The following is a 22,418-nucleotide window of genomic DNA, read 5'->3' on the forward strand; positions in this document are numbered from 1 at the left end:
GCAAAGTTCATCATTGGCGACAATTTGGCTATTCAGAATTATTGTGGATTTCTTATCAAGATAAAAACTAATGACTTACAATTACGCTTACCTTTATTTACTGTCTCCCTTGCATACGGGCGGCACTACTCAAGAGGGAAACTTACTCGGAATTGCTCGTGAGTCTCATACCAATTTACCCTATCTTCCATCCAGTAGCATTCGGGGTCGGATACGCGCTAGTGAGGGAGACACAACCAAAAGAAATCGACTTTTTGGGACAACTTTGGAAGAATCTTCTACACTCGAACAGGGGGATATTTGGATCGGCGATGGTTCGCTTCTTTGGCTACCCGTCCCATCTCTGAGTCACGGTATTGTTTGGATTAGTTCTCCGATGTTATTGCGGCGTTGGGGACGTTTTCAGGAAAGTTTACCAGAGATTCCCGAAGCTTACAGCACCAATTTAGACACTGATAAACCTGCTTACTTAAAAGATGCCATTATCAAACCGAATCATTTGCGGGCTTGGAGTGATTGGGAGCATTTTATGCCCGAACATACACAAACTCAAATGATTGAAAGGGTTTTGATTTTGCCCGACCAACACTGTTCAACTTTGATTCAAATGAGTCTGTGGCGACAGGTTAAAATTAAACTCGATCAACATAAATCTGTTGATGGTGGTTTCCGCTATGAAGAAGCTATTCCTCCCGATACACTGATGTATTTCCCTTGGGGTTTGACGGCAAAAGCCAACGGAACAGCAGAACAGTCTGAATCCGATTTTAAACAGTTAATTGAGAGTCACGAACTCTTGCAAATTGGAGGTCAGGAAAGTTTAGGTCGTGGTTTTGTTCAACAGTGGTTAGATTCATAATCAGGAGTAATAATTATGATAGTTTTCGACCCCCGCACAATTGCAACACCCGTTTATGATGCTTTGTCTGGATTGCGATCGCAATATAATGGAAATGATACTCGTCTCAAAGAACAAAAAAGTCAAGCTGTAGAACTTTATACCTATCTTTCCACTTGGGGTATGATGCGGTTAAAAGCTGAAGAAAAAGCTTTGAGTCAAGATGGAAAAAAGGATGTTGTTCGTCAGTATTTCCAATGCTTGCAAACTATGTCTGATGTTCAAAATTTAATCGGTGATCAGGGTTTAGAAACCCTAAAAAATCTCGGAACAGAAGAATATCTGGGCTTGACTGGTTTAGGTTTGGCATTATCTCAAGAATTTGCATTCTGGGCTAACGCAATTTATCACGATATTAAAGGAGAGGAATAATCTAATGGTATTTGAACGTCCTAAACCTCCCAATAAAGCAAATTCAAGACCGAATCCGACCCCAAGACCGAATCCTCAACAAAACCGACCCAATAGAGGCGGAAACGCCCCTCGCAGACCTGGAAATGGTGGCGGAAACCGGGGGAGAAATGGTGGCGGTAATGGGGATAATCGCCCTCCGCAGCCCTCTCCCTGGCTAGACTCAGAGAATGAACCCGAACCTGATGATAATGCTAGTTTTGTTGAATATCTGCGGTGGATGCGATCGCCGGATCATCCTCAAAAAGATGGAACCAAAACTCAAATTTTGCATAAGGCTGAAGACTCAGCTAACTACAATAAACGTCTCGGTCTACTTACAGAAAGAACTAAATTAATAGCAGGAAAAGATAATTGTTTTCAGGTTAGGTGTTCCTGGCGAATTCGGGTTGGTGGACATCGAGGGCCAGAAAGTATTTTGTTACCCGCTTTTGATGCTTTGGGAATGCCCTATATTCCATCTTCAACCCTGCGAGGTGTTGCGAGAACTCAAGCCATTCGAGAAATAATGAAGCGGGATAAGATTGAGTGGCAAGAAGCCGAGAAGAAAATAGCACCTTACTTTGGTTCTTTGGAAGCTGAGAAACCCCATCGCAGTGGAAAAGTTATCTTTCTAGATGCTTATCCATTACCCAATCAAATGGGTTTACAGATGGATATGGCAAACAATATTTGGAAATGGGACAACAATAACGAACTCGAATATAATCCCAATCCCAACCCGTTTTTATCTCTGAGAGAACCCACCTTTTTAATCGGGTTAAAGTTGGCAAGCCACTGTGACGACCGGACGATTTTGCAGAAAGTAAAAGGGTGGTTAACAGCAGGGCTACAAGCGGGAATAGGTTCTCAGGTTAATTCGGGTTATGGGGAATTAATTCGGGCGGGTTCTAGTCGTTCCTCCAATGAATTTTTGCGAGTCGAGTTTTCTTTGGAAGGTCAACTCATTCACGGACGACAAAAATTTACTCAGTGGAATTGGAATGAACGCCGAAACGATTGGCAAATGAGAGGGCAAGCCGATGCAGAAGTGCGCCCAATTGCGTTTAAATCAATGTTGCGTTATTGGTTTCGAGCTTTTTCATTAGGTGTTTTGGATGTTGATACCGTTCAAATATGGGAAGCCCAATTATTCGGAGGGATTAATCCTAAAACATTTGGTTGGGTTAGAGTTGATATTCAAGATGGCAAGGTTACTCAACGGGAACCCCGACCAAACTTTAACGGAAAAGATGATGATTGCGGCGAACAAGTCGGAACGTTAATATTATCTTATTCTCCCGAAGCGCCCACAAACCAAAATATACCAATTCACAAACTCTTTGAATCTCTCACTTGGATGATGTTTCATTTAGGAGGAATTGGTCAGGGTGCCAGACGTCCGTGTTATTCCAGGCACAATCGCGATCGCGCTCCCTGGTATCGAGGTTCAACATTTTATATTGATAGTGATGAACAACTTTGGGAACTTCCTGATAATATTCGGGATTTTCAACGAAAATTTCAGCAAAAGCTAGAGCAATTTTATCAGACTTTATCTCAGCTTACCAGAAATCAAATGAATTACCGTCAACCTCGAAATATTGGTCAAGTACGCCGGGAACAGTGGACGGAAGCAGTTGATAGCAATTGTAGAATTATCGTCTGTTCAGGGAAAGAAGATTTTGAAAAACCTTATGTTTTGGCTGTTTTGCATAGCCAAGATTTAAAAGTAGAAGATAGACGCGGAAATATTAACTATGACGGGAATCTCTGCGGTCAAGTTTCGGGTCATGTTAAGCCCTCTCCCGTTTGGATTGCCGATTTAGGAGATTATCAAGTTGTAACGGTTTTTGGAGCAACAGAAAACCCCCGCCGTGAATATTTAAACCGCCTCCGAAGCAATACAAACAGAAATAGCTATTGGCAAATATGGCCTCTCCAAGAATAGTTTAATCTTCTGCAGTATCTACCAAAGATAGAATTAGTATAAATAATTGGGAGAACATCTTATGGTTCAAGTTTTAGCGCCGAAGGATATTACTTTAGAACAGTTGGAAACTCATTTTCAGCTTGAATGTATTGAGGATGATAACTTCTTTTGGGAGTGGAGAATTGATTTACCTGAACTCAATGACTGGGAAGTTCAACTCCTAGAAGAAATTAAAGCAGGTTATTCAAATTTAATCAAACAACCGCCATTACTAGAAAAACCGATTAACTTAACTGTGGTTTCTCCCTTACTATTTATTGGTCGTTTCTATCAATCTCCATTTAACATTAGAGCCGAAAAAAGTGTTGAAATATCCGCAATATCAGAGGATTCTGAATTAATTGTCAAGGGAAATATAGATACTTTAGTCTTAAAAAATCAAGTTTGGGTGATGGTTATTGAATCTAAACAAGCTAAACTCTCAGTCGAAGCCGGACTTGCTCAAATCTTAGCATATATGCTGGCTAATCCCAATTCTCATCAACCCAGTTTTGGATTAATCACAAATGGGGGAAGTTTTCTATTTCTGAAATTAATTCAAACTGAACACCCGCAATACGCAACGTCTGATTTGTTTGGCATCAACAATCGTCAGAATAATTTGTCAGATGTTCTCAAAGTCTTAAAGAAATTGATTCAAATTTCTCTAGTTTCTGACACTTAACTTTTTTATCTTGATATTCTCAATTTTTGTCATTTATGAAAACAACTTTAGTTGAATTTAATCGCCTCGATACCCTTATTATTACCCTGGGAACCCGTCAGGTTGGGTGGAAGTGTGAGGATGGAATGGTTCCCTGTTTGGGTGCTGATGGCGATCGCGGACTGGTTTAATTTTTCGTCAATCCCATGAAATGCTTGTGCAAATTGGTATCGGTGGTTAAACTGTTAATAATAACGGAGGATGGAAAGGATGACGATTCTGATTGCTAATATTGGTACTTCTGACCTGGCTTTGAAGTTCTATCAACCCCTGAAAAAGATTCAACGAGAAACCTCTGTAAGTGATGAAGATTTAGAACAAAATTATTTCCTTCCCGTCGGTTTTGATCGCAATGAACCTAATCTGAAGGAAGCTGAAAGCCAATTGAGTACAGGAGAATTATTGATTTGGCAAAACCGCTATCAATTGCTTAAAGAACAGTATTACCAGACGTGGAAAGTTAACACTTTTCGAGAGTTGACACAGTGCTTACTGGGAAAATATATAGAGACTCCCCAGGAGTTGCACGACTGCATTCGTCCGGGTCGTCTTTGGGGCGTGGTTAAAGAGGCTGTTGAAGCTTCTGTTCGAGATATTTATATTTTTGTGACCGACCAATTTTTAGAGGAGAACGGTGAGAAAAATAAAGGGGCTGATTCCGATACGGTTTATCTTTTTGAGATTTTACAGCTTTGGTTTGACCGTGAATTGAACAATCAAATTAATCTGCATAAAGTGGTAATTCCTAAAATGATTTCTCCGATTGACCAAGATGGTTTATTAGGAGAATATTACAACTTTTTTAAAGGTTTAGATCCGAGTGAGGGGATCTTGATTAGTGTTAAGGGGGGTACGCCCCAAATGCAAACAGCCCTGCGGGTTCAAGCGATTTCTTCTGATATTGCCAATCAAATTTACCTCGAACCTCAACTTTCGATTCAAAAGCTTTTGCAGGGAGAAGCATCGAGTTGTCGTCGGGTATCTTACTGGCGCTATCAACGGGTTCAAAAATATCAAACAGTTAAGAAACTATTGGCGCGTTGGGATTTTGACGGGGCGCGAGAAATTTTAACTAAATGGTTAGAAACGTTAGAAACTTTGGAGCGGTCTGGGATTACAGAAATCTCTGAGAGTCGTCATCGTTTGACGGTGGCGGTAAAAGCTTTAAAAATGTCTATTGCTTATCTGAATTTAGATAGTTACGAGGCTGATAATCAAGCTGATAGCGGATTAGAACTATTGGAGGTTTTGTGTAAAAATGAGCAAGGGTTCATTTTGAATGGTGAACAAAATCCCTTTCGATTGTGTAAAAATTATGAACCTGTTCTGAATCTTTATACTCAATGTTGTCTCTTTTGGAAACTGGAGCGCATTGCTGATTTTTTAGGAAGTATGAGTGCTTTTTATGAGGAGATTTTACATCAAACTTTTGAAAAATTAGAGGCTATCTCTTATTTTGATAAGACTAGAAATGAAAATGATTGGGTTTTAAAGTTGGATGAAATTCGAGGAACTCAACTAGGGGAAACTTTTCTGAAGATTGAGAAGAAAACGAACACTTCCTTTCCCAAAATTTATCAAAATCAAAAGCAAAGCAATTATAAACTACAAGGACGCTTGAGCAAACGCAATTTTGTTAAGGCATTAATTCTAATTAAAAAGGGGAGTTCGGAGACTTTGGAGGGGCTGATCGCATCTCTAAAAAGTCTTGACTATTGGGCAGAACAGCGCAATTTCTTGATTCATGGAGCAAAGGGAATCTCTAAACAACGGATGGAAGATGTGCGCTCAGAAGATTTAAAAAATCCCAAGAATCAGAAGATTAAAAATACGGTTCGTGTTTCCTGTTTACCCACAGAGATTATAGCACAAATGAGTCAAATTTATTGCTGTTTCGTTGAGTTGGTTTCACTTTCTGGCTTTCCAAATGTACAAGATTATCTAGAGGTGAATCAGGAAACGCGCGATCCGATTGAACCCTATTATCTTTACTCGGAAATTAAGGAATGGGTTGGGCAAATTTTGGATCACGATCAATAATCTTGTGGGGGTTGAAGAATCGCTGAAACCCTGATTCTTTCGTTGACCCCCCCGGAAAGCTTTCTCTGTCGGAGTTTGAGCGATTATTTATACCCTATTATTGCAAATATGTCTCAATAATTTGGGTGCTTGCTTGACCCCCACAAATTTGAGCGCTAGAGTACAGTCAGGGCAAGGGTTTAAACTCGGTAGCCTTTAAACTTCTCTGAAAGTTAAACGTATGGAAACATCTGTGATAATCAGGAGGGTAATGGCTATCTACTTACGACTTTAAACTTCTCTGAAAGTTAAACGTATGGAAACTTCACGCTCTATCTGGTTGATAATTAAACGACCTTGTGGAGTCTTTAAACTTCTCTGAAAGTTAAACGTATGGAAACTGTTACATTTCCTCCGGAAACCTGAAAGTCATTTCGCTTTAAACTTCTCTGAAAGTTAAACGTATGGAAACCGTACCAGTTGCAAGAAGTAACCCACATGCAATTCCAAGCTTTAAACTTCTCTGAAAGTTAAACGTATGGAAACTGGAGGGGTTTGTGTCAAAGGAGTGTGGTAGAACAATTGTCAACTTTAAACTTCTCTGAAAGTTAAACGTATGGAAACCTTCTACGAAGCCGCTAGCCTCGAACTCTACTGAGACTTTAAACTTCTCTGAAAGTTAAACGTATGGAAACCTGCACTGTCATTTGGACAGGTGTTGACTTCGTCTATCTTTAAACTTCTCTGAAAGTTAAACGTATGGAAACCTCCTGTAACAAGTGCTACTAGAATGTTTATCTTTAAAAACTTTAAACTTCTCTGAAAGTTAAACGTATGGAAACCCGAGACTCTTTTCCCCCGTTGCCGATTCGATTCTCTCTTTAAACTTCTCTGAAAGTTAAACGTATGGAAACCTAGAGAGGGTTGTCTAGGTTACAACCTATTCTTCTGGCTTTAAACTTCTCTGAAAGTTAAACGTATGGAAACACTTATTTCATTTGGACCTAACTGTGACTCACTACCACCCTTTAAACTTCTCTGAAAGTTAAACGTATGGAAACAGTAGAGTCCCATCTAACATAGTAAAGGGGCGATCTTTAAACTTCTCTGAAAGTTAAACGTATGGAAACATTAACCTTCTGCCGTCTCCTGGTTGGGGGTAATTTGGGGGGTTACTTTCTTTAAACTTCTTTGAAAGTTCAACCTATGGAACCCCCACCAACCTCCCCCTAAAAGGAGGAAGCCTAATTTTTTTGCTAATTTGAAAGTTCAACCTATAGAGCAAATAACTTTAAAAAAATACCCCCAAATTTGAGGGTATATTGTTAGAACTAAATTCAGTTTCTTTCCATACGTTAGACTTGCTTAGAAGTCAAAGCGTTGCTGTTCTCAAATGGGTGGTAAACCACTTGATATTCAGCTTGAGGAACAAGCTTTTGTAAAATGCGCTGATGATTAACTGCATCATTTTGTGAACGAAAACGACCCACAACCAAACACTGATTATTAGTAACAGATTCTCGTTCTGAGGCGTTTGGCGATCGCACCAAACACCAGGGATGCAATCTCTCAAAAGCTGTCATTGCTCGTTCTCCTTACGCTTTGACCCCACGATAAGCCCAAGAATTTGCACAAAACAGGGCAGGCTACCCTTGACAAAGTTAACTGTTTGTGCAGTTGAACCGCTCCTTGAATTCGGTCGGTAGCTCGTCCCATCGTTCCCAAAGCAAATCCATCAGCGCCAAATGTCGCAGGTCAGTGGGAGTTGGACGACGGTAACGTTTACCCCGTGCAAACCATCGCTTAACATTGACACTCTCACCACTAAAGGCTTTGCGTTGTAGTGGGAGATTCTTGCTTCATCGGGTTTGTCTAGTTCTAGGTCATATAAGTCCTAAAACCCCGTCCAGATTCCCCTCCACAAGCATCTGTTTTACACCCACTGACTGCCCGGCAGCAGGCTACAAAATACTCATTTATATTTATCGTCATCTCATTCACCCTTACGGGTTCGCCAGTCGCTTCAAGTCGGGAAACCCTCCCAACGCGCTGGCTCACAACATTCGACCCCCCTGCTATCAGGTATTTTTTTTTGGTGATACGAGTTATCTGGCGAGAAGAACCAATCCTGGCTCACTAGGCGCATCTGGGCGCATTGCCACCATGATTTTACCACCTTGAGGCTCTCTTTAATGTCTCCTTTTGGTCGGTTTTGTCTTGGTCGTGATTCATCTCTCCGTCAAATCTTTGATTGTGACGGGAGTCGGATCACGACATTAAAGATAGCTGCATCGTCAACAGCAAAGTTAGGTTGAATACCCAGAATAATCACCTGAGTCCGACACTTGGCCGAAAGAGGATAAAAGCGCAATTGATCGCAGTCAGAGTTGATGAGTTTTTTTAACCGTTGCTCCAACTTTTTGAATTGTGGAGGGGTAAGAACAGCCTCAAAAACTGATTTTTGAACCCTGATGCCGTAAGCCTCCAACAGAGACGAGACTTTAGTCCGGCGGCGATCCTCAACGATGTCGTAGCAAATGAGGTAAAAAGTCACGATTTTAACAAGAAAGGACGGTATTCAAGAGTTTCAGTAATAGCGCGAACATATTCCTCGACTTGCCACGCTAACGCACTCCGCAAACTCACTTGACCTGCATAAGCATGAAAAATCTGGGTTGCCATCAAAGATTCCCAGTTTTGAACAAAGGTGGCACGATGGGACTGACTCAACCCTCCGCGATCGCTAAACTTGGGCGCTTTTTTAAAAACCCACGCTTCCACAACCGGGCGAAACGGTTCCATCAAGTCACAGGGTAAAGGCAAATGGTTCTGACAGTGAAGGTGCAGTGTTCCAACTTCCGCACAACAGCCCGACGATAGCAGTAAAACATACAGTTCACGGGACAGCAAAGCATAAGCCAGTTCTAAAGTTGGCTCAAAATCTTTGACAGAAACTAGAACAGAGCGAAGGGCTTTTTGATAACGCTGGAACACTTGAACTTGCCAGGTTTGTAAGGCAAGCCAACTATTCAAACCCGGCAGAACCTCAAGTTGCTGTTCGAGACATTCTCGAATGCCAGAGTATCCTAAGCTTTGTAGAACTTTAGTGGCGTTGTACCACCGTCCCCGTAAAAGTGAATGAATGAAAGCGATGCGGAAGTTGCGATCGCTATTGCGCTCTTGTTGTAGGACTGTATAGAACGGTGTTTCCTGGGGGGTAATTTGAGCGGTGATATGACCGTTATCGCGGATAAAACTGAGCCGGATGCGGTAACGATAGATCGCCGCGATCGCACTCCGCCCCAGCGTACAGCCTTCAAAAGCGATGATCTGTTGGGTGGTGTCGATGGAGTGGCGAGATTGAATCCGATCATTGTAAACGATCGCAAAGTCTCGCAGATCCGCTTCCAAATAGGATTGCGGTTCGGTGAGGTAAATCGCAGTCATGTTGGCTTTCTCCGAAGTTCCATGACTGTATTGAACCGAAACCGATTTGGCGATCGAACCTGAGATTCAACAAAAATTCAGAAGATTTTTCTGTGTTGGGATAGGCGTTCCGATAGAAGTTGTAAAAAAACAACTCAAGTGCGAACACAAAAATCCGTTTGATTAACTGGATACTGTTGTTGTTCAACTCAAAGAATGTGGTTTTTTTCGATTCTCAACTTCCAATGGGAGATGCTTTGTTGGCTGCATGGTATCAAGTCCGCACTCGCAGCAAAACAGCCGGGATTGATGGGATCTCTGTCGAATTATTTGCTCATTTTCTAGACGAAGAACTCAAACGACTCGCCCACCAGCTTCAGCAAGATATCTATCATCCTTTACCCGCTTTGGGGTTTTATCGGGCGAAAAAAAGTGGTGGTCATCGGCTTATTGGAATTCCAACTGTACGCGATCGCATTGTCCAACGCTTGCTGTTGCGATCGCTTTATCCAGCCTTAGAAGAAACGTTTCAAGACTGCTCTTTTGCTTACCGTCCAGGAGTCGGAGTGAAACACGCGATCGAACGGGTTGCCGAGGTGTATTCCTCCCAAACATGGACAGTCAAAGCGGATATTTCACAGTTTTTTGATAGCCTTTGTCGAACATTGCTGCTGTCTCAGTTGGAGGAACTGTCAGTCGATCAAACGGTGGTGCGTTATATCAAAGGGCAGTTGGAGGCGGGTATTGTTGTCGGGGGAATGCCTATCCTGTCAGGTCGTGGGGTTTTACAAGGTGGCATTTTGTCGGGCGCTTTGGCGAATTTGTATTTGAGTGAATTTGACCGACGCTGTTTAAATGCGGGTGCCTCTCTTACCCGTTATGGAGATGATTTTGTCATGGTCGCGAGAAGCCTATTAGAAGCAACACGCTTTTTGAATTTAATCGAAGATTGGCTATCAGATATTTATCTAACCCTGCAACCAGAGAAAACTCACATTTTTGCCCCGGGTGAGGAGTTTGTCTTTCTTGGTTATGGCTTTCAAGCTGGAGAAATTATTACCCCAGAGTACAAGCAACCCCGACGAAATCACAACAAGAAAGCGGTTTCTGTAGCGTCTCGTCCTCCCATTGCTTGCTCGATTGTTACCCCAACCCGAAAGTCTTTATCAACTCGAAATTTTCTGGATTCTTGGAGGGAAGGTATGACAACACTTTATGTCACGGATCAGGGTGCTTATGTCAAGGTGAAACATCAGCAATTTCAGGTCTTGCTCGGCAATGATCTGAAAGTGTCTATTCCCGTCAATGTCGTAGACTATATTATCCTCTTTGGCTGTTGTAATTTGTCGCACGGTGCGATTGGTTTGGCTTTGCGTCGTCGCATTCCCATTTTGTTCTTGTCTTATCAGGGTCGTTACTTTGGTCGCTTGCAAACCGATGGGATGACACGGGTAGACTACCTCAGCCGACAAGTCCATTGTGCTGAAGATGAAACCTTTGTGCTGCGTCAGGCTAAAGTGATTGTTGCCGGAAAACTGCACAACTGTCGGATTTTACTGCGTCGTCTCAACCGCGATCGCCAAATTTCTCAAGTGATTGAGGCGATTGAAGAATTGGGAGTCTGGCAAGAGAAAATTGCTGAGGTGGAGTTGCTCGAATCTCTATTGGGTTACGAAGGCTTCGGAACTCGCATCTATTTTCAGGCTTTGGGGGCATTGGTACAACCTCCGTTCACCTTTGAACACCGTACTCGTCGCCCTCCAACTGATCCAGTGAATAGTTTGTTGAGTCTGGGTTATACTTTACTCCATCAAAATATTCACTCGTTAATTCTGGCGGTGGGTTTACATCCCCATTACGGCAATCTTCATGTTCCTCGTAGCAACCATCCGGCGTTGGTGTCAGATTTGATTGAGGAGTTTCGCGCCCCGGTGGTGGATTCGCTCGTTATCTATCTGGTAAATTCGGGAATTTTTACCCCGGAAGATTTTACCCCAAGTGACGAACGAGGTGGGGTTTATCTTTATTCCGATGCTCTCAAAAAATATCTGAAGCATTGGCAGGATAAGCTTTCTTTGAAAACGACTCATCCTCATACGGGTTACAAGGTTAGCTACTATCGGTGTTTGGAGTTGCAGGTTTGGGAGTATATTTCTTGCTTGATGGGAGAGCGGGAAGTTTATCGGCCTATGAAACTGGAAAAGTGGTAAACTAGAGTTTCCGGAGGGGTTCGACAACTGCTCAAACCTGCATTGTTTCGTTAACCCCCCCGGAAAGCCTTCTCTCTCTGAGTTTGAGGGATTCTGGAGAGTATTTTATTGCAAATATGTCTCAATTATTTTGGTGCTTGCTTGACCCCCCCGGAAATGGAATGTTACACTCCAGTAATAGCAAGGGTTTCAACTCGGCACTCTTTAAACTTCTTTGAAAGTTAAACGTATGGAAACATGAAATCTACGCTAAGAAGGAAATCGACACTATGCTTTAAACTTCTTTGAAAGTTAAACGTATGGAAACGACGAGTTTTGCCAGCGGCGGTGCCGGCAAATCCTACTTTAAACTTCTTTGAAAGTTAAACGTATGGAAACCATTAAACACAACCGGTTTTATGATACTCTACAACTAGCTTTAAACTTCTTTGAAAGTTAAACGTATGGAAACAGCCACTCCAACGTTAAGACCGATAGCAATGCTAAACACTTTAAACTTCTTTGAAAGTTAAACGTATGGAAACTTACTATGTGGAAGGTGGATATTCTCTCCATTCCTAATCCTCTTTAAACTTCTTTGAAAGTTAAACGTATGGAAACAAGATGCGATAATATCAGTAATATCGCTACCTTCATGAACATCTTTAAACTTCTTTGAAAGTTAAACGTATGGAAACGTTGAGGATAAGACGGTTCTTCTCCTCCTTCTCCTCCCTTTAAACTTCTTTGAAAGTTAAACGTATGGAAACCAGACCTGACAGACCGGCTCTTTGCCTTTGTCAGCACTTTAAACTTCTTTGAAAGTTAAACGTATGGAAACAGTTGTTCCATCCGAATTAGGATGGAATTGATTGTCTTTAAACTTCTTTGAAAGTTAAACGTATGGAAACAGGGATTTCTCCATGTTATTGTTGGCTTCTTGCCGGATACTTTAAACTTCTTTGAAAGTTAAACGTATGGAAACTTAAATTAGCTGCCCCCCTAGCCCCCCAACTTTGGGGAGAAATATATTTTCAACTTCTTTGAAAGTTCAACCTATGGAACCCCCACCAACCTCCCCCTAAAAGGATGAGGCCTAATTTTTTTGCTGATTTGAAAATTCAACCTATAGAGCAAATAACTAAAAAAAATACCCCCCAAGTAGAGGGTATATTATTAAAATAAATTCAGTTTCTTTCCATACTTGATACCGGCTTAGAAGTCAAAGTGCTGCTATTTTAAAATGGGTTGTAAACCACTTAATATTCAGCTTGAGGAACCAGCTTTTGTAAAAAGTCATGTTTTTCAATTTGAGCTTTTACCGATTGAAAAGTTAATAATGTTCTTCCTTTCTCGCCTTTTTATGACTAACAATATAGACTCCCCAGGGCAGACGAACTCCTGTTAGAGTCGTGAACTTGAACTGAGCGTGTTCCGGGTTAGCAATATCCAAATCTGCCCAACTCAAATTGGTATTTTGTAAGTTCGTCTGTGCTAAATTTGTACCACTGAGATTCGCCCAACTCAAATCCGCATCCCTGAGATTAGCATAACTTAAATTCGCCCGTTCTAAATCAGCTTGACTCAAGTTCGCGCCCAGCAAATCTGCCTTGTAGAAATTGCATCCCAAAGCGCTGGCTCCGTGCAAATCTGCCTGAGACAGCCGCCCCCCCGCAAAGTTCGCATTTTCAAGACAGGTTAAACTTAAATTGGCGCAACTCAAGTTAGCATTCGCACAATTCGCTCCCGTCAAATTAGCTTTAAAAAGGTTAACTCCCTCTAAGTTAGCTTTGTAAAGTACAGCACAATGCAAGTCTATTTCACACAAACTCATCCCCTGCAAGTTAATTTGGGTCAAGTTGGTATAACTGAAATCTCGCCGCCCTTCCGCATATTCTGCTTTAAACTTTTGAGTGGAAATGGCTTCACCGTTATTTACGAATTTTGGCGATTGAGTCATGGTTTTATCCTCCTTTTTGAGTCTGTTTAGAATTGATTTTTACTGAAATTGTCTGATTATTTACGAGTCTTTGTGAAAGGGCTTAGGCATTTGAAACCGAGTTCCCCCGGCGATTTTATGCTGCAAAGCCTGTTGAACAAAGTTCCCTAACAAATCCCCTAAACCTGGTGCATTTTCCAAGTATTTGTGGAGTCTTCGGAGATTTGGGCTGTTGAGATGATGGTCTGGAAATTCCAGTCGTCCGATTTGGAGTTGTTGAGCGATGTACTGGCGGATATAATTAAGATCATTTATCCATTTGCGAAGGGTTTCTGCTTGACTATCTTCTGTGCGGCGTATCCATTTCAGCCAAAACGATGAAGGTTCATAGACATAGTATTGAGTAATATCGATTAGGTATTCTACTCCTTGTAGAAATTGCTGGGTTTTTTCCCGAATCTGCCCTCTTAATTCTTGTTGTTTGTCTGGGGTTAAACTCTCATGATTCATCCCATCAGTCAACTGATTGAGCGTTAACTGAATGATTTGAGCCGATTGGCGAATATCAGCTTGTGCTGCTTTTAAATTCTCGACTAAACCCTCACACTGTTGGGTCATTAATAACTGTCCATCTTGTGTATTTTCGACCTCGTAGACTTGATTGAGGTATTGAACTAATTCTGGGTAATCAATTCTTCCGGTTTTTTTCATTTCATCTATCCATAAGCTGAGTAGCCGCATTTTATAGGAGGAATTTTGAGGATTTTCGGCCAGAACTGAAACGGAATGTAAGGGGGATACTTTATTCGTGTTGAACTGCGAGGAACCGTTCGAGGAAATGGAGTCTTGTCTGTTCATGGTTAAATCTCCAGCTATTTTTTGAAGTGAGGTGAATTGAGGGACAGAGGTTAGGGAAAAACGCCTTGAATGCCAGGGGTTTAATCGTTGAATTCTGCTTCTGAGTTCATCAGTTCTCGTAGTTCTTGGCGTCGGCTTTCTAGCCAGATGTTTCGTTGCAGTTCAACCGTTTCACTAAAGGATTGGCGAGTATCTTTGCGAAGACTGAGGGCGATAGTCATCCCGCAAGCGGGCCCACTGGTGATGATGGAGACTAACAGGGAGAACAGGTGAAAGCCTAAGCTAGACCAATCTCCCTGAATTAATTTGCTGCGAAAGTTGATGATAGCCAGCCGAGTGGCTTCGATACCGGAGCGGAGTTCACCGTCGGGGGTAAAATGTTCCTGGTAGACTTGGGGCTTGTGTTGTTGGAGGAATGCCAAGTCGTTCCCCATCTTCACCCGGAGAGCGAGGCTTTCTTCCAGTTCCTGTTTGGCGGTTTCATAGTTTTGGTGAGCTTGTTGACCGAGTCGAGAAGCTTTCGGACAGAGGGGTAATTCTTCCAGGGGTACTGTTGCCCAGTTGGTGTTCTGTTGTTCCCAGGTTCCGTGCAGTTGCACGAATAGGGATTGTCTGCGGGGGTGGTCTTTAAGCATTTGGTTGAGTTCTTTGTCCCCTTGTTCGCATCGGGTTAAAGCGTCTTTGTATTGAGGGCTGTCTAGTTGTTTGAGGCTTTCTACCTGGTTGATTTTCTGGTTGATTGTTTCTGCGGATAATTCTTGGGCTTTGAGTTGAGTTAAACCGGATGGGTTGAGTAAGAGTTCGGTTCCCACTGCGGCGATTAGTGATAGAATTGTATTAATGGATATCATGCCTACGATCGCCCAATTTGACCAAGAACGACCATAGGGTTTTCGAGCAGAAACGGCGGTAGCTGCACCGTTCGTGTATTTGAGAAGCAAACCATTGACCAGTAGCGTGACCGGAACTCCTAGAACACCTAAGTCTCTGAAAGCATAGTACAGCATTGGAAAGCTAGTTGCCACATTAATCCCACCGCTAATGGTCACTAAACAAGCCGTGCGTTCGCTATCTTTTTCTAAGTTATTGGAGACAATAGCCCGACCCCGAAAGTCTTTGGGGTTAGCAATGACTAATCCCTGGAGTTGCTTAATCAGGTTTCGGAGTTTTTTAGGCTTCTTCTGGCTTGGGCTAGGGTTTTTCGCTTTCTCTACTAACTCAGCATACTTGCCGCTTTCCTGAATGTACAGGATCAAGTCTTCTACTGTTGGTTTTTTGGGGCTGGAAGTCTGTTGATTTGCTTTCGGAAGGTCAGAATTGCGGTAGTTCATTGGTTTTTCCTGTTGGCTTTTGCAGCCCTGGGCTGAGTTCGGTTTGAACTCAAGTCCGGGCCAAAAAGAAAGTGCCAAAACTTACAGGTTTAACCAGTTATTCGGTTGTCCTTATGAACTTATCTTCACTTTAACACAATTTGGGGCTTTGTCAACAGGTCTATTCTATTTTTTTCTCAAGGTTATATACAAAGCAGGGGGGCGTAACCCTGTTCCCATGACAAAGGGGTGTCCACATCAGGAGCCGTATGAGGTGAAAGTCTCAAGTACGGTTTTGAATGGGAGTTGGGGAGGGTGACTTCCCTTTCGACCCCTACCCCTTGGAGGGAGTAGGATATGACTGAAAGCCAATGCCTAACTGTAATGGTTAGGATATGCCCACTAGTCACGGTATGGACATAGATACTGCGGCGATTAAGAGTATTATGACGAGAGCGAGTTTAAAGACTACGTGGTTGTATACAGCTCCAAAAGTCGAAGTACGAAAGCAGGGGGTAGTAACTCTGTTCCTACGAAAAAGGGTGTCCATATCAGGAGCCGTGTGCTGGGAAACTCGCAAGCACGGTTTTGAAGTGGAGTTCGGGAAGGTGACTTCCTGTTCGACCATAACTCAAATTACTATTCAGGGGTCGTCTCATCTGAGACCTTCAATAAGTTAGACCATATAATCTGGCAAATGTTACGGGCATGGACAGTCTCAAGATGCGGAAAGGCAAATCGTAAAGAACTGAGTAACTATTGTAGACCGGAAACGGTTAAACTCAGCGATGGTAGAGAAAGGCATGAAACTTGGTTATTCTGTACCAAGGATGGACATAGACTATGGAAGCATAGCTACACTCCGATTGTCAGACATACCCTGATACGCCCTGAAGCAACACTTTATGACGGAAACTGGACTTACTGGGCAACCAGAAAAAGTCAAGCAATTGATACGCCAAACAGGGTAGCAAAACTACTCAAAAAGCAAAAATGCCTATGCGCCTGGTGTGGGCAATACTTTACCCCATCAGATTTAGTTGAAGTAGACCACATTGTACCTCGAAGCCACGGCGGAAAGGATGAATACAAGAATCTTCAACTATTGCACCGCCACACCCGCGATGATAAGACGGCACTTGACAACGTCAACGCTGCATTCTTAACAATGGAGCAGTCTGCGCGTGCGTCACATCAGGAAGTTTTTCGTGTCTATGCCAATTATCTGGATGTGGAAGCACCACTAGAGCCGTATGAGGTGAAAGTCTCAAGTACGGTTTTGAATGGGAGGGGGAGATGGTAACATCTCTCTCGATCCCTACTTGTTTGTCTAACAATTTTAACTCTGATCAGCCCTAGTCCGGGTTAATGAAACTTAACCTAGTATGATGATCTATTTTTCTCGATAAAATGCTGTTAGAGGTGATTATTTAAAATGATGAAAGTTAATCGGATGGAATCAAGCCATGCTGGTGGGCATATCAGTAAAATGGCTATCTTTCTGGCCATTTTGGCGGGAACAATGGCTTTAACTAACCCCAGTCGCCAAGACTATCTCGAATATGCCTCGGTGAAGTTATCCCAAGAAGCGAAAAACAACCTATGTAATGAGGCGGAAGTTCCGGCTATTCTCCGAGGTTTTTCTAATATTATTGTAGACACCTGCAATACTTTGGTAACTTCTCAACGTGGTACAATTAGGGCTTTTATTGACAATTCTACTCACCGAAAAAATGCGATGATTTTTAGCATTTATACCTCGGAATTGTTGAATAATCGCTATAGAACTCTGGCTCTGTTTGGTAATTTTATCACATTTTCAGCGGAAAAACTGCCGGAAAATTCCGTAGAATAATCGGAAGCAGCCCAATTGTATTCTGAGCGAAAAAGCGCCCTCCCATAAGGCCGGGTGCTAGGTCAGCCCCCGGAAACAGGACAAGACTGCTGGACCCTCAGCCAATGTTGGTTGAGGGTAGAATGGGTTTGCGATCGCTTTCGGTGGTATGGACAGTTACAAAAAAAGATACAATGTTGAGATGGCGATTGTGGTTTGTTGAGTGGACAAAAGCCAACATTGACAATTAGCCAGCCGTTGGCGCGATCAAGATACAAAGGCAACCCAGAAATTATGACTGTCAGAGTTCGTTTGGCTCCTAGCCCTACAGGTAATCTACACATTGGTACAGCCAGAACCGCTGTATTTAACTGGCTTTTCGCCCGAAATCAGGGCGGTGAGTTTATACTACGCATTGAAGATACAGATCAAGAGCGATCGCGTCCTGAATTTACCCAAAATATTTTAGATGGACTAACCTGGTTGGGTCTAAATTGGGATAAAGGGCCGTTTTTTCAGTCCGAGCGCCTGGACTTGTACCGGAAAGCTATCTGTAAACTCCTAGATGCGGGTTTGGCTTACCGTTGCTATTGTACTCCGGAAGAACTTGAGGAAATGCGATCGGCTCAAAAAGCTAAAAATCAAGCTCCTCGCTATGATAACCGCCACCGCGACCTAACCGCAGCACAAAGGGCGGCTTTGGAAGCTGAAGGCCGCAGTGCCGTGATTCGCTTTAAAATAGACGACAACCGAGAAATTAGATGGAATGATTTGGTCAGGGGTTCGGTAGTCTGGAAAGGCTCCGACTTGGGGGGAGATATGGTCATTGCTAGGGCTTCCAGTAGCAATGCGATCGGTCAGCCTCTCTATAATTTGGCGGTGGTGGTCGATGATATTGATATGCAGATCACCCATGTAATTCGCGGTGAAGACCATATCGCTAATACTGCCAAACAGATACTACTCTACGAAGCCTTGGGGGGAACGGTTCCAGAATTCGCCCACACTCCTTTGATTTTGAATCCTGATGGCCGTAAACTATCTAAGCGGGACGGGGTGACTTCTATCTCAGATTTCCAAAATTTGGGTTACACAGCCCCCGCTTTGGCTAATTATATGACACTATTGGGTTGGACTCCCACTGATTCTACTCAGGAAATCTTTACCCTAGAACAGGCGGCGAAAAACTTTGGTTTTGATAGGGTCAATAAGGCGGGGGCAAAATTTGACTGGGATAAGCTCGATTGGTTGAATGGTCAGTATATCCATAATCTGCCAGTGTCGGAATTAACAGATATGTTGATTCCCTATTGGAAAGAGGCGGGTTATGACTTCGACCCACAGAGCGATCGCCTTTGGTTGGAACAGTTAACAACCCTCATTGGTCCTAGTCTTACCCGTCTCAAAGATGCAGTAGATATGGCCGCGATGTTCTTTCCCTCCAGTGTCAGTTTAGATGAAGAAGCCCAGCAGCAGTTGCAACAAGAGGGAGCCCAAACCGTCTTGGCAGCTATCAAGGATAAACTCGAATCTGAGCCTACACTGACAGCAGATACCGTCAAGGATATGATCAAAGCTGTTACCAAAGAGACGAAACTTAAAAAAGGGCTGATCATGCGATCGCTCAGAGCAGCTCTCACTGGGGCTGTTCATGGCCCGGATTTAGTTGAGTCCTGGCTGCTTCTTCATCAGCGAGGAACTGATCTAACTCGCTTGCAAAACATATTAGATCGTTAATTGTTATTGAGGCTGAATGCTATGGCGGATAGCTCTAAATCCAAACCACAAGACGATAAAACTCCCATTGAGGATAAAAAGTCTGCTACTAAAGCAGATACTACTCCAGCTAAATCCTCTACTCCCAAAGATCACGAACCTGTGGTTGAGGCTAAACCTGCTGCTAAAACCCCAGAACCCAAACCAGAACCAAAACCAGAACCCAAAGCCGAACCGAAACCAGAACCTGTGGCTGCTAAACCCCCAGAACCAAAACCAGAACCAAAACCAGAACCCAAAGCCGAACCGAAACCAGAACCTGTGGCTGCTAAACCCCCAGAACCAAAACCAGAACCCAAAGCCGAACCGAAACCAGAACCTGTGGCTGCTAAACCCCCAGAACCAAAACCAGAACCCAAAGCCGAACCGAAACCAGAACCTGTGGCTGCTAAACCCCCAGAACCGAAACCGGAACCAAAACCGGAACCAAAACCGGAACCAAAACCGGAACCTGTAGCCGCTGCTCAACCTGCTGCTATAACTACCGAACCCACACTTGAGGGGGGTGTAGATATGCCGGAAGTAGATGTAACAGCGATTAAAGAAAAAGTCCTGGACTTTTTCTCGAATTTACCAGAAAACTTTAGTAAGTTTTTCAGTGAATACTACCGTCCGCTAACAACTGTAATTCTGATTATTGTGTTGTTTGTAACGCTGCGGGTGTTAGTTGGGGTGATTGATATTATTAATCAAATCCCCCTAGTTAAACCCAGTTTAGAAATGGTGGGAATTGGATTCTCTGGATGGTTTGTCTATCGCTATTTACTGCGGAGCGAAACTCGGGAAGAACTGGTTAATAAGTGGCGCGAGTTTAAGAAAGATGTGTTTGGGGAAAATTAATACTGTTTAGAGTGACTATTTATCAGGATAATTATTGCTAAAAAATATTGGCATTTATTTACTGGTAAAAATGTTAATTGCCGCTCTAATTACACCACGTCAAACATGGTAAATATCAAGTCCGTTTAATCAGTCAATAACACCTAGCTAAAACGGACTTGATACAACTAGAAGTTAGGTAACTTCCGTATATTATGATTCCCCTGTCTTCAACATAAGACAGGGGATTGTTGTAATCGGGATAGCTATTAATCAGCTATTATTCATGATTCTGTAAGTCTCAAATAGCGCTACCAGACCTTCCCCAGGGCCATGGGGATGATAGCCGGATAATTAAAAGCTAATTATAACTATAATATAGTTATCTCAAATTGTGTGATATAAGGAGACAGACTGATGGAAATTGAGCCAACCAAAAGCATAATATTTAGCTCAATCGTGGCAGTTGTTGGGTTATTTGTCAATAGTTCAGGGGTGGCTTATTCTCAGGGTTCTAACCCAACCGTAATGTTTGAAAACGTGACGCTATCACCGAATTTTGAACCAGATCCAATGATTCTTAGGGGACTGAGTGGGGGTCCGGTGAGGAGTCAAGATATTGCGGGTAGAGAGGAAACGCCAACAGGGTCCCTGTATCGGTTATGTGGATCAAAAGCCAGACCATACCCTGGTTTTAACTGAGTTTTTTAACCATCTGAGTCTGACGGTTCAAAGCAATGAAGACACGGTAATTGTGGTTAGGGGACCGGGGGGGAGTTGGTGTAATGATGACTTAATTGGTATGAACCCAGGAATTATCGGTCAGTGGTTATCTGGTAGGTATGAAATTTGGGTGGGTTCCTATGAACCTAATAGCTATCACCCATATATAATTGAAATTACTGCTAGGAGGTCTTCTGAGAATTGATCATGATGACCATTGACGCAGTGGATTGATTGGCGATATAGTATCTAATTTTAGGGACCACCGGAACCGGGGTAAAATTCGGATGCGGGTTTAATTTCGGTAACAATAGGTCGCGGATAGGTTCCTGATATTTGCAGTTGATGTTTGGATTTTCTGGCGATTTGTTCCTGTTGGGAATTATGATAAAAAATTGCTGATCGGTATTGTTCACCTCGGTCAGGACCTTGGCGGTTTAGGGAGGTGGGGTCATGAATTTGCCAAAAGACTTCTAATAGTTGTTCGTAGGAAACTACATCAGGATTATATTGAAGCTGTACGACTTCTGCATGACCCGTAATTCTAGCGGCTACGTCTAAATAAGATGGGTGGGGAAAATGTCCCCCCATATATCCGGTGACGGTTTCTATCACGCCGTTGATCTGACTAAATTTGTCGGCGACTCCCCAAAAGCATCCGGCTGCAAAGGTTGCGGTTTCTATCATATTGATGATCAGGGTTTATGGGAATTATGTATTTTGATTATATATCTGATTATATATCTGATTATATAAGTGTTCAGGTAGCTAAATTTGAAAAATTTTGGCGATCGCCTACTCAAAACATCGCCAAACCCGCTACAACAAGATAAGAGAGTTTGATAATTGAATCCTAATGGCAACTTATTTAGTTACGGGTGCTACCGGAGGAATTGGCTTAGAATTTTGTCGTCAATTATGCGATCGCCAAGAAACTGTGATTGCAGTCTGTCGCCATTCTAGCGCCGAATTAGAACAATTAGGGGTGCGAGTCGAGTCTGGGTGTGATATCACCTCCCCAGAAGCCGTCAGTAAGTTAGCCTCCAATTTAAAAGGTAGCACTATTGATGTACTGATTAACAACGCGGGTATTTTAAAGCGTAACACCCTGGAAAACCTGGATTTTGATAGTATCCGCCAACAGTTTGAAGTCAACGCCTTGGGACCCTTGAGAGTCACTCAGGCTTTACTCCCTCACCTCCAGTCTGGCTCAAAAATTGCTATAATCACCAGTCGCATGGGTTCTATTGGTGACAATACCTCTGGGAGTTCCTATGGTTATCGAATGTCTAAAGTAGCCGTAAGTATGGCGGGAAAATCTCTCTCCCATGACTTAAAACCCCGAGGAATTTCTGTAGGTATTTTACACCCAGGCTTAGTCAGAACCCGCATGACTAACTTTACAGGGATTACTCCCACCGAGTCAGTACAGGGACTATTAGCCAGAATTGCTCAACTCAACTTAGATAATACTGGCACATTTTGGCACGCTAATGGTGAGGTACTTCCCTGGTAATCTGTAGGGTAGTTTAATCAGGTAA

Annotated in this window: 18 protein-coding genes, 2 pseudogenes and 2 CRISPR repeat arrays; of the genes and pseudogenes, 13 read left to right on the forward strand and 7 right to left on the reverse strand. The window is 42.8% G+C overall.

From position 1 onward, the window contains the following. Nucleotides 1-70: 70 nt before the first annotated feature. The 6 genes from cmr4 to HFV01_RS17640 all read left to right on the forward strand — a co-directional run bounded on the left by cmr4 (nt 71) and on the right by HFV01_RS17640 (nt 6,024). Complete coding sequence (gene cmr4 / locus HFV01_RS17620) at nt 71-859, forward strand: type III-B CRISPR module RAMP protein Cmr4 (RefSeq protein ID WP_046320553.1); 789 nt, start codon at nt 71-73, stop codon at nt 857-859. 15 nt (nt 860-874) lie between these two features. After that, nucleotides 875-1,270 (forward strand): hypothetical protein, encoded by a 396-nt coding sequence (locus tag HFV01_RS17625; protein WP_193520250.1) that lies wholly within the window; start codon nt 875-877, stop codon nt 1,268-1,270. A 4-nt stretch (nt 1,271-1,274) separates the two neighbouring features. Then, nucleotides 1,275-3,239: an RAMP superfamily CRISPR-associated protein gene (locus HFV01_RS17630; RefSeq protein ID WP_046320550.1), complete on the forward strand. Its 1,965-nt coding sequence runs from the start codon at nt 1,275-1,277 to the stop codon at nt 3,237-3,239. A 61-nt stretch (nt 3,240-3,300) separates the two neighbouring features. Continuing rightward, the gene (locus HFV01_RS17635; protein ID WP_006620492.1) at nt 3,301-3,945 is read left to right on the forward strand and encodes a hypothetical protein; all 645 of its coding nucleotides are present in this window, start codon (nt 3,301-3,303) and stop codon (nt 3,943-3,945) included. A gap of 35 nt (nt 3,946-3,980) precedes the next feature. After that, entirely contained in the window at nt 3,981-4,115 is a 135-nt protein-coding gene (locus tag HFV01_RS30890) for a hypothetical protein (RefSeq protein WP_006620493.1), read from the forward strand. Nucleotides 4,116-4,194: 79 nt separating this feature from the next. Further along, entirely contained in the window at nt 4,195-6,024 is a 1,830-nt protein-coding gene (locus tag HFV01_RS17640) for a hypothetical protein (RefSeq protein ID WP_318285788.1), read from the forward strand. 193 nt (nt 6,025-6,217) lie between these two features. Then, nucleotides 6,218-7,217: a CRISPR direct-repeat array (repeat unit 35 nt; unit sequence CTTTAAACTTCTCTGAAAGTTAAACGTATGGAAAC). Between the two features lie 141 nt (nt 7,218-7,358). Here HFV01_RS17640 and HFV01_RS17645 read toward each other — a convergent pair. From HFV01_RS17645 to cas1 (HFV01_RS17655), 3 genes are all read right to left on the reverse strand, one after another. Next, nucleotides 7,359-7,586 (reverse strand): hypothetical protein, encoded by a 228-nt coding sequence (locus HFV01_RS17645; protein WP_006669917.1) that lies wholly within the window; start codon nt 7,584-7,586, stop codon nt 7,359-7,361. A gap of 656 nt (nt 7,587-8,242) precedes the next feature. Further along, nucleotides 8,243-8,557 carry a CRISPR-associated endonuclease Cas2 gene (cas2, locus tag HFV01_RS17650; RefSeq protein ID WP_008049587.1) on the reverse strand — a complete coding sequence of 105 codons (315 nt, stop codon included), beginning with the start codon at nt 8,555-8,557 and terminating at the stop codon, nt 8,243-8,245. Beyond that, complete coding sequence (gene cas1 / locus HFV01_RS17655; RefSeq protein WP_193520252.1) at nt 8,554-9,450, reverse strand: CRISPR-associated endonuclease Cas1; 897 nt, start codon at nt 9,448-9,450, stop codon at nt 8,554-8,556. The genes cas2 and cas1 (HFV01_RS17655) overlap by 4 nt, the downstream gene beginning before the upstream one ends. 197 nt (nt 9,451-9,647) lie before the next feature. Between cas1 (HFV01_RS17655) and cas1 (HFV01_RS17660) the strand changes: the two genes are divergently transcribed. Further along, nucleotides 9,648-11,639, forward strand: a complete 1,992-nt coding sequence (gene cas1, locus HFV01_RS17660) for a CRISPR-associated endonuclease Cas1 (protein WP_273249047.1) — start codon at nt 9,648-9,650, stop codon at nt 11,637-11,639. Nucleotides 11,640-11,841: 202 nt separating this feature from the next. Further along, nucleotides 11,842-12,684: direct repeats of the CRISPR family, unit length 35 nt; unit sequence CTTTAAACTTCTTTGAAAGTTAAACGTATGGAAAC. Nucleotides 12,685-12,951: 267 nt separating this feature from the next. Here the strand turns inward: cas1 (HFV01_RS17660) and HFV01_RS17665 are convergent. The 3 genes from HFV01_RS17665 to HFV01_RS17675 form a co-directional block, all read right to left on the reverse strand. Next, complete coding sequence (locus tag HFV01_RS17665; protein ID WP_006620499.1) at nt 12,952-13,578, reverse strand: pentapeptide repeat-containing protein; 627 nt, start codon at nt 13,576-13,578, stop codon at nt 12,952-12,954. A 60-nt stretch (nt 13,579-13,638) separates the two neighbouring features. Beyond that, nucleotides 13,639-14,415, reverse strand: coding sequence for a hypothetical protein (locus tag HFV01_RS17670; protein WP_193520253.1), 777 nt, complete (start codon nt 14,413-14,415; stop codon nt 13,639-13,641). 80 nt (nt 14,416-14,495) lie between these two features. Next, nucleotides 14,496-15,746: a hypothetical protein gene (locus tag HFV01_RS17675; protein ID WP_193520254.1), complete on the reverse strand. Its 1,251-nt coding sequence runs from the start codon at nt 15,744-15,746 to the stop codon at nt 14,496-14,498. A 610-nt stretch (nt 15,747-16,356) separates the two neighbouring features. Here HFV01_RS17675 and HFV01_RS17680 point away from each other — a divergent pair. From HFV01_RS17680 to HFV01_RS17700, 5 genes and pseudogenes are all read left to right on the forward strand, one after another. Beyond that, nucleotides 16,357-16,905, forward strand: a pseudogene (locus HFV01_RS17680) (HNH endonuclease); the annotation flags it as partial. 255 nt (nt 16,906-17,160) lie between these two features. After that, the gene (locus HFV01_RS17685; protein ID WP_006620503.1) at nt 17,161-17,580 is read left to right on the forward strand and encodes a DUF4359 domain-containing protein; all 420 of its coding nucleotides are present in this window, start codon (nt 17,161-17,163) and stop codon (nt 17,578-17,580) included. A 273-nt stretch (nt 17,581-17,853) separates the two neighbouring features. Beyond that, nucleotides 17,854-19,296, forward strand: a complete 1,443-nt coding sequence (gltX, locus tag HFV01_RS17690) for a glutamate--tRNA ligase (RefSeq protein WP_006669925.1) — start codon at nt 17,854-17,856, stop codon at nt 19,294-19,296. Nucleotides 19,297-19,317: 21 nt separating this feature from the next. Continuing rightward, nucleotides 19,318-20,175, forward strand: a complete 858-nt coding sequence (locus HFV01_RS17695; protein WP_193520255.1) for a CAAD domain-containing protein — start codon at nt 19,318-19,320, stop codon at nt 20,173-20,175. A gap of 396 nt (nt 20,176-20,571) precedes the next feature. Beyond that, nucleotides 20,572-21,082, forward strand: a pseudogene (locus tag HFV01_RS17700) (hypothetical protein). A gap of 50 nt (nt 21,083-21,132) precedes the next feature. Here HFV01_RS17700 and msrA read toward each other — a convergent pair. Then, the gene (gene msrA / locus HFV01_RS17705) at nt 21,133-21,564 is read right to left on the reverse strand and encodes a peptide-methionine (S)-S-oxide reductase MsrA (RefSeq protein WP_006620508.1); all 432 of its coding nucleotides are present in this window, start codon (nt 21,562-21,564) and stop codon (nt 21,133-21,135) included. Between the two features lie 169 nt (nt 21,565-21,733). Between msrA and HFV01_RS17710 the strand changes: the two genes are divergently transcribed. Then, nucleotides 21,734-22,393: an SDR family oxidoreductase gene (locus HFV01_RS17710; protein ID WP_006620510.1), complete on the forward strand. Its 660-nt coding sequence runs from the start codon at nt 21,734-21,736 to the stop codon at nt 22,391-22,393. Nucleotides 22,394-22,418 lie beyond the last annotated feature (25 nt).

It is taken from the genome of Limnospira fusiformis SAG 85.79, from assembly GCF_012516315.1.
Taxonomy (GTDB): Bacteria; Cyanobacteriota; Cyanobacteriia; order Cyanobacteriales; family Microcoleaceae; genus Limnospira; species Limnospira fusiformis.

Excerpts from the sequence above, each read along its gene's own strand:
- cmr4 (WP_046320553.1), top strand. The coding sequence starts at position 71 with ATGACTTACAATTACGCTTACCTTTATTTACTGTCTCCCTTGCATACG.
- HFV01_RS17625 (WP_193520250.1), top strand. The coding sequence starts at position 875 with ATGATAGTTTTCGACCCCCGCACAATTGCAACACCCGTTTATGATGCT.
- HFV01_RS17630 (WP_046320550.1), top strand. The coding sequence starts at position 1,275 with ATGGTATTTGAACGTCCTAAACCTCCCAATAAAGCAAATTCAAGACCG.
- HFV01_RS17635 (WP_006620492.1), top strand. The coding sequence starts at position 3,301 with ATGGTTCAAGTTTTAGCGCCGAAGGATATTACTTTAGAACAGTTGGAA.
- HFV01_RS30890 (WP_006620493.1), top strand. The coding sequence starts at position 3,981 with ATGAAAACAACTTTAGTTGAATTTAATCGCCTCGATACCCTTATTATT.
- HFV01_RS17640 (WP_318285788.1), top strand. The coding sequence starts at position 4,195 with ATGACGATTCTGATTGCTAATATTGGTACTTCTGACCTGGCTTTGAAG.
- HFV01_RS17645 (WP_006669917.1), bottom strand. The coding sequence starts at position 7,586 with ATGACAGCTTTTGAGAGATTGCATCCCTGGTGTTTGGTGCGATCGCCA.
- cas1 (WP_193520252.1), bottom strand. The coding sequence starts at position 9,450 with ATGACTGCGATTTACCTCACCGAACCGCAATCCTATTTGGAAGCGGAT.
- HFV01_RS17665 (WP_006620499.1), bottom strand. The coding sequence starts at position 13,578 with ATGACTCAATCGCCAAAATTCGTAAATAACGGTGAAGCCATTTCCACT.
- HFV01_RS17670 (WP_193520253.1), bottom strand. The coding sequence starts at position 14,415 with ATGAACAGACAAGACTCCATTTCCTCGAACGGTTCCTCGCAGTTCAAC.
- HFV01_RS17675 (WP_193520254.1), bottom strand. The coding sequence starts at position 15,746 with ATGAACTACCGCAATTCTGACCTTCCGAAAGCAAATCAACAGACTTCC.
- HFV01_RS17685 (WP_006620503.1), top strand. The coding sequence starts at position 17,161 with ATGATGAAAGTTAATCGGATGGAATCAAGCCATGCTGGTGGGCATATC.
- gltX (WP_006669925.1), top strand. The coding sequence starts at position 17,854 with ATGACTGTCAGAGTTCGTTTGGCTCCTAGCCCTACAGGTAATCTACAC.
- HFV01_RS17695 (WP_193520255.1), top strand. The coding sequence starts at position 19,318 with ATGGCGGATAGCTCTAAATCCAAACCACAAGACGATAAAACTCCCATT.
- msrA (WP_006620508.1), bottom strand. The coding sequence starts at position 21,564 with ATGATAGAAACCGCAACCTTTGCAGCCGGATGCTTTTGGGGAGTCGCC.
- HFV01_RS17710 (WP_006620510.1), top strand. The coding sequence starts at position 21,734 with ATGGCAACTTATTTAGTTACGGGTGCTACCGGAGGAATTGGCTTAGAA.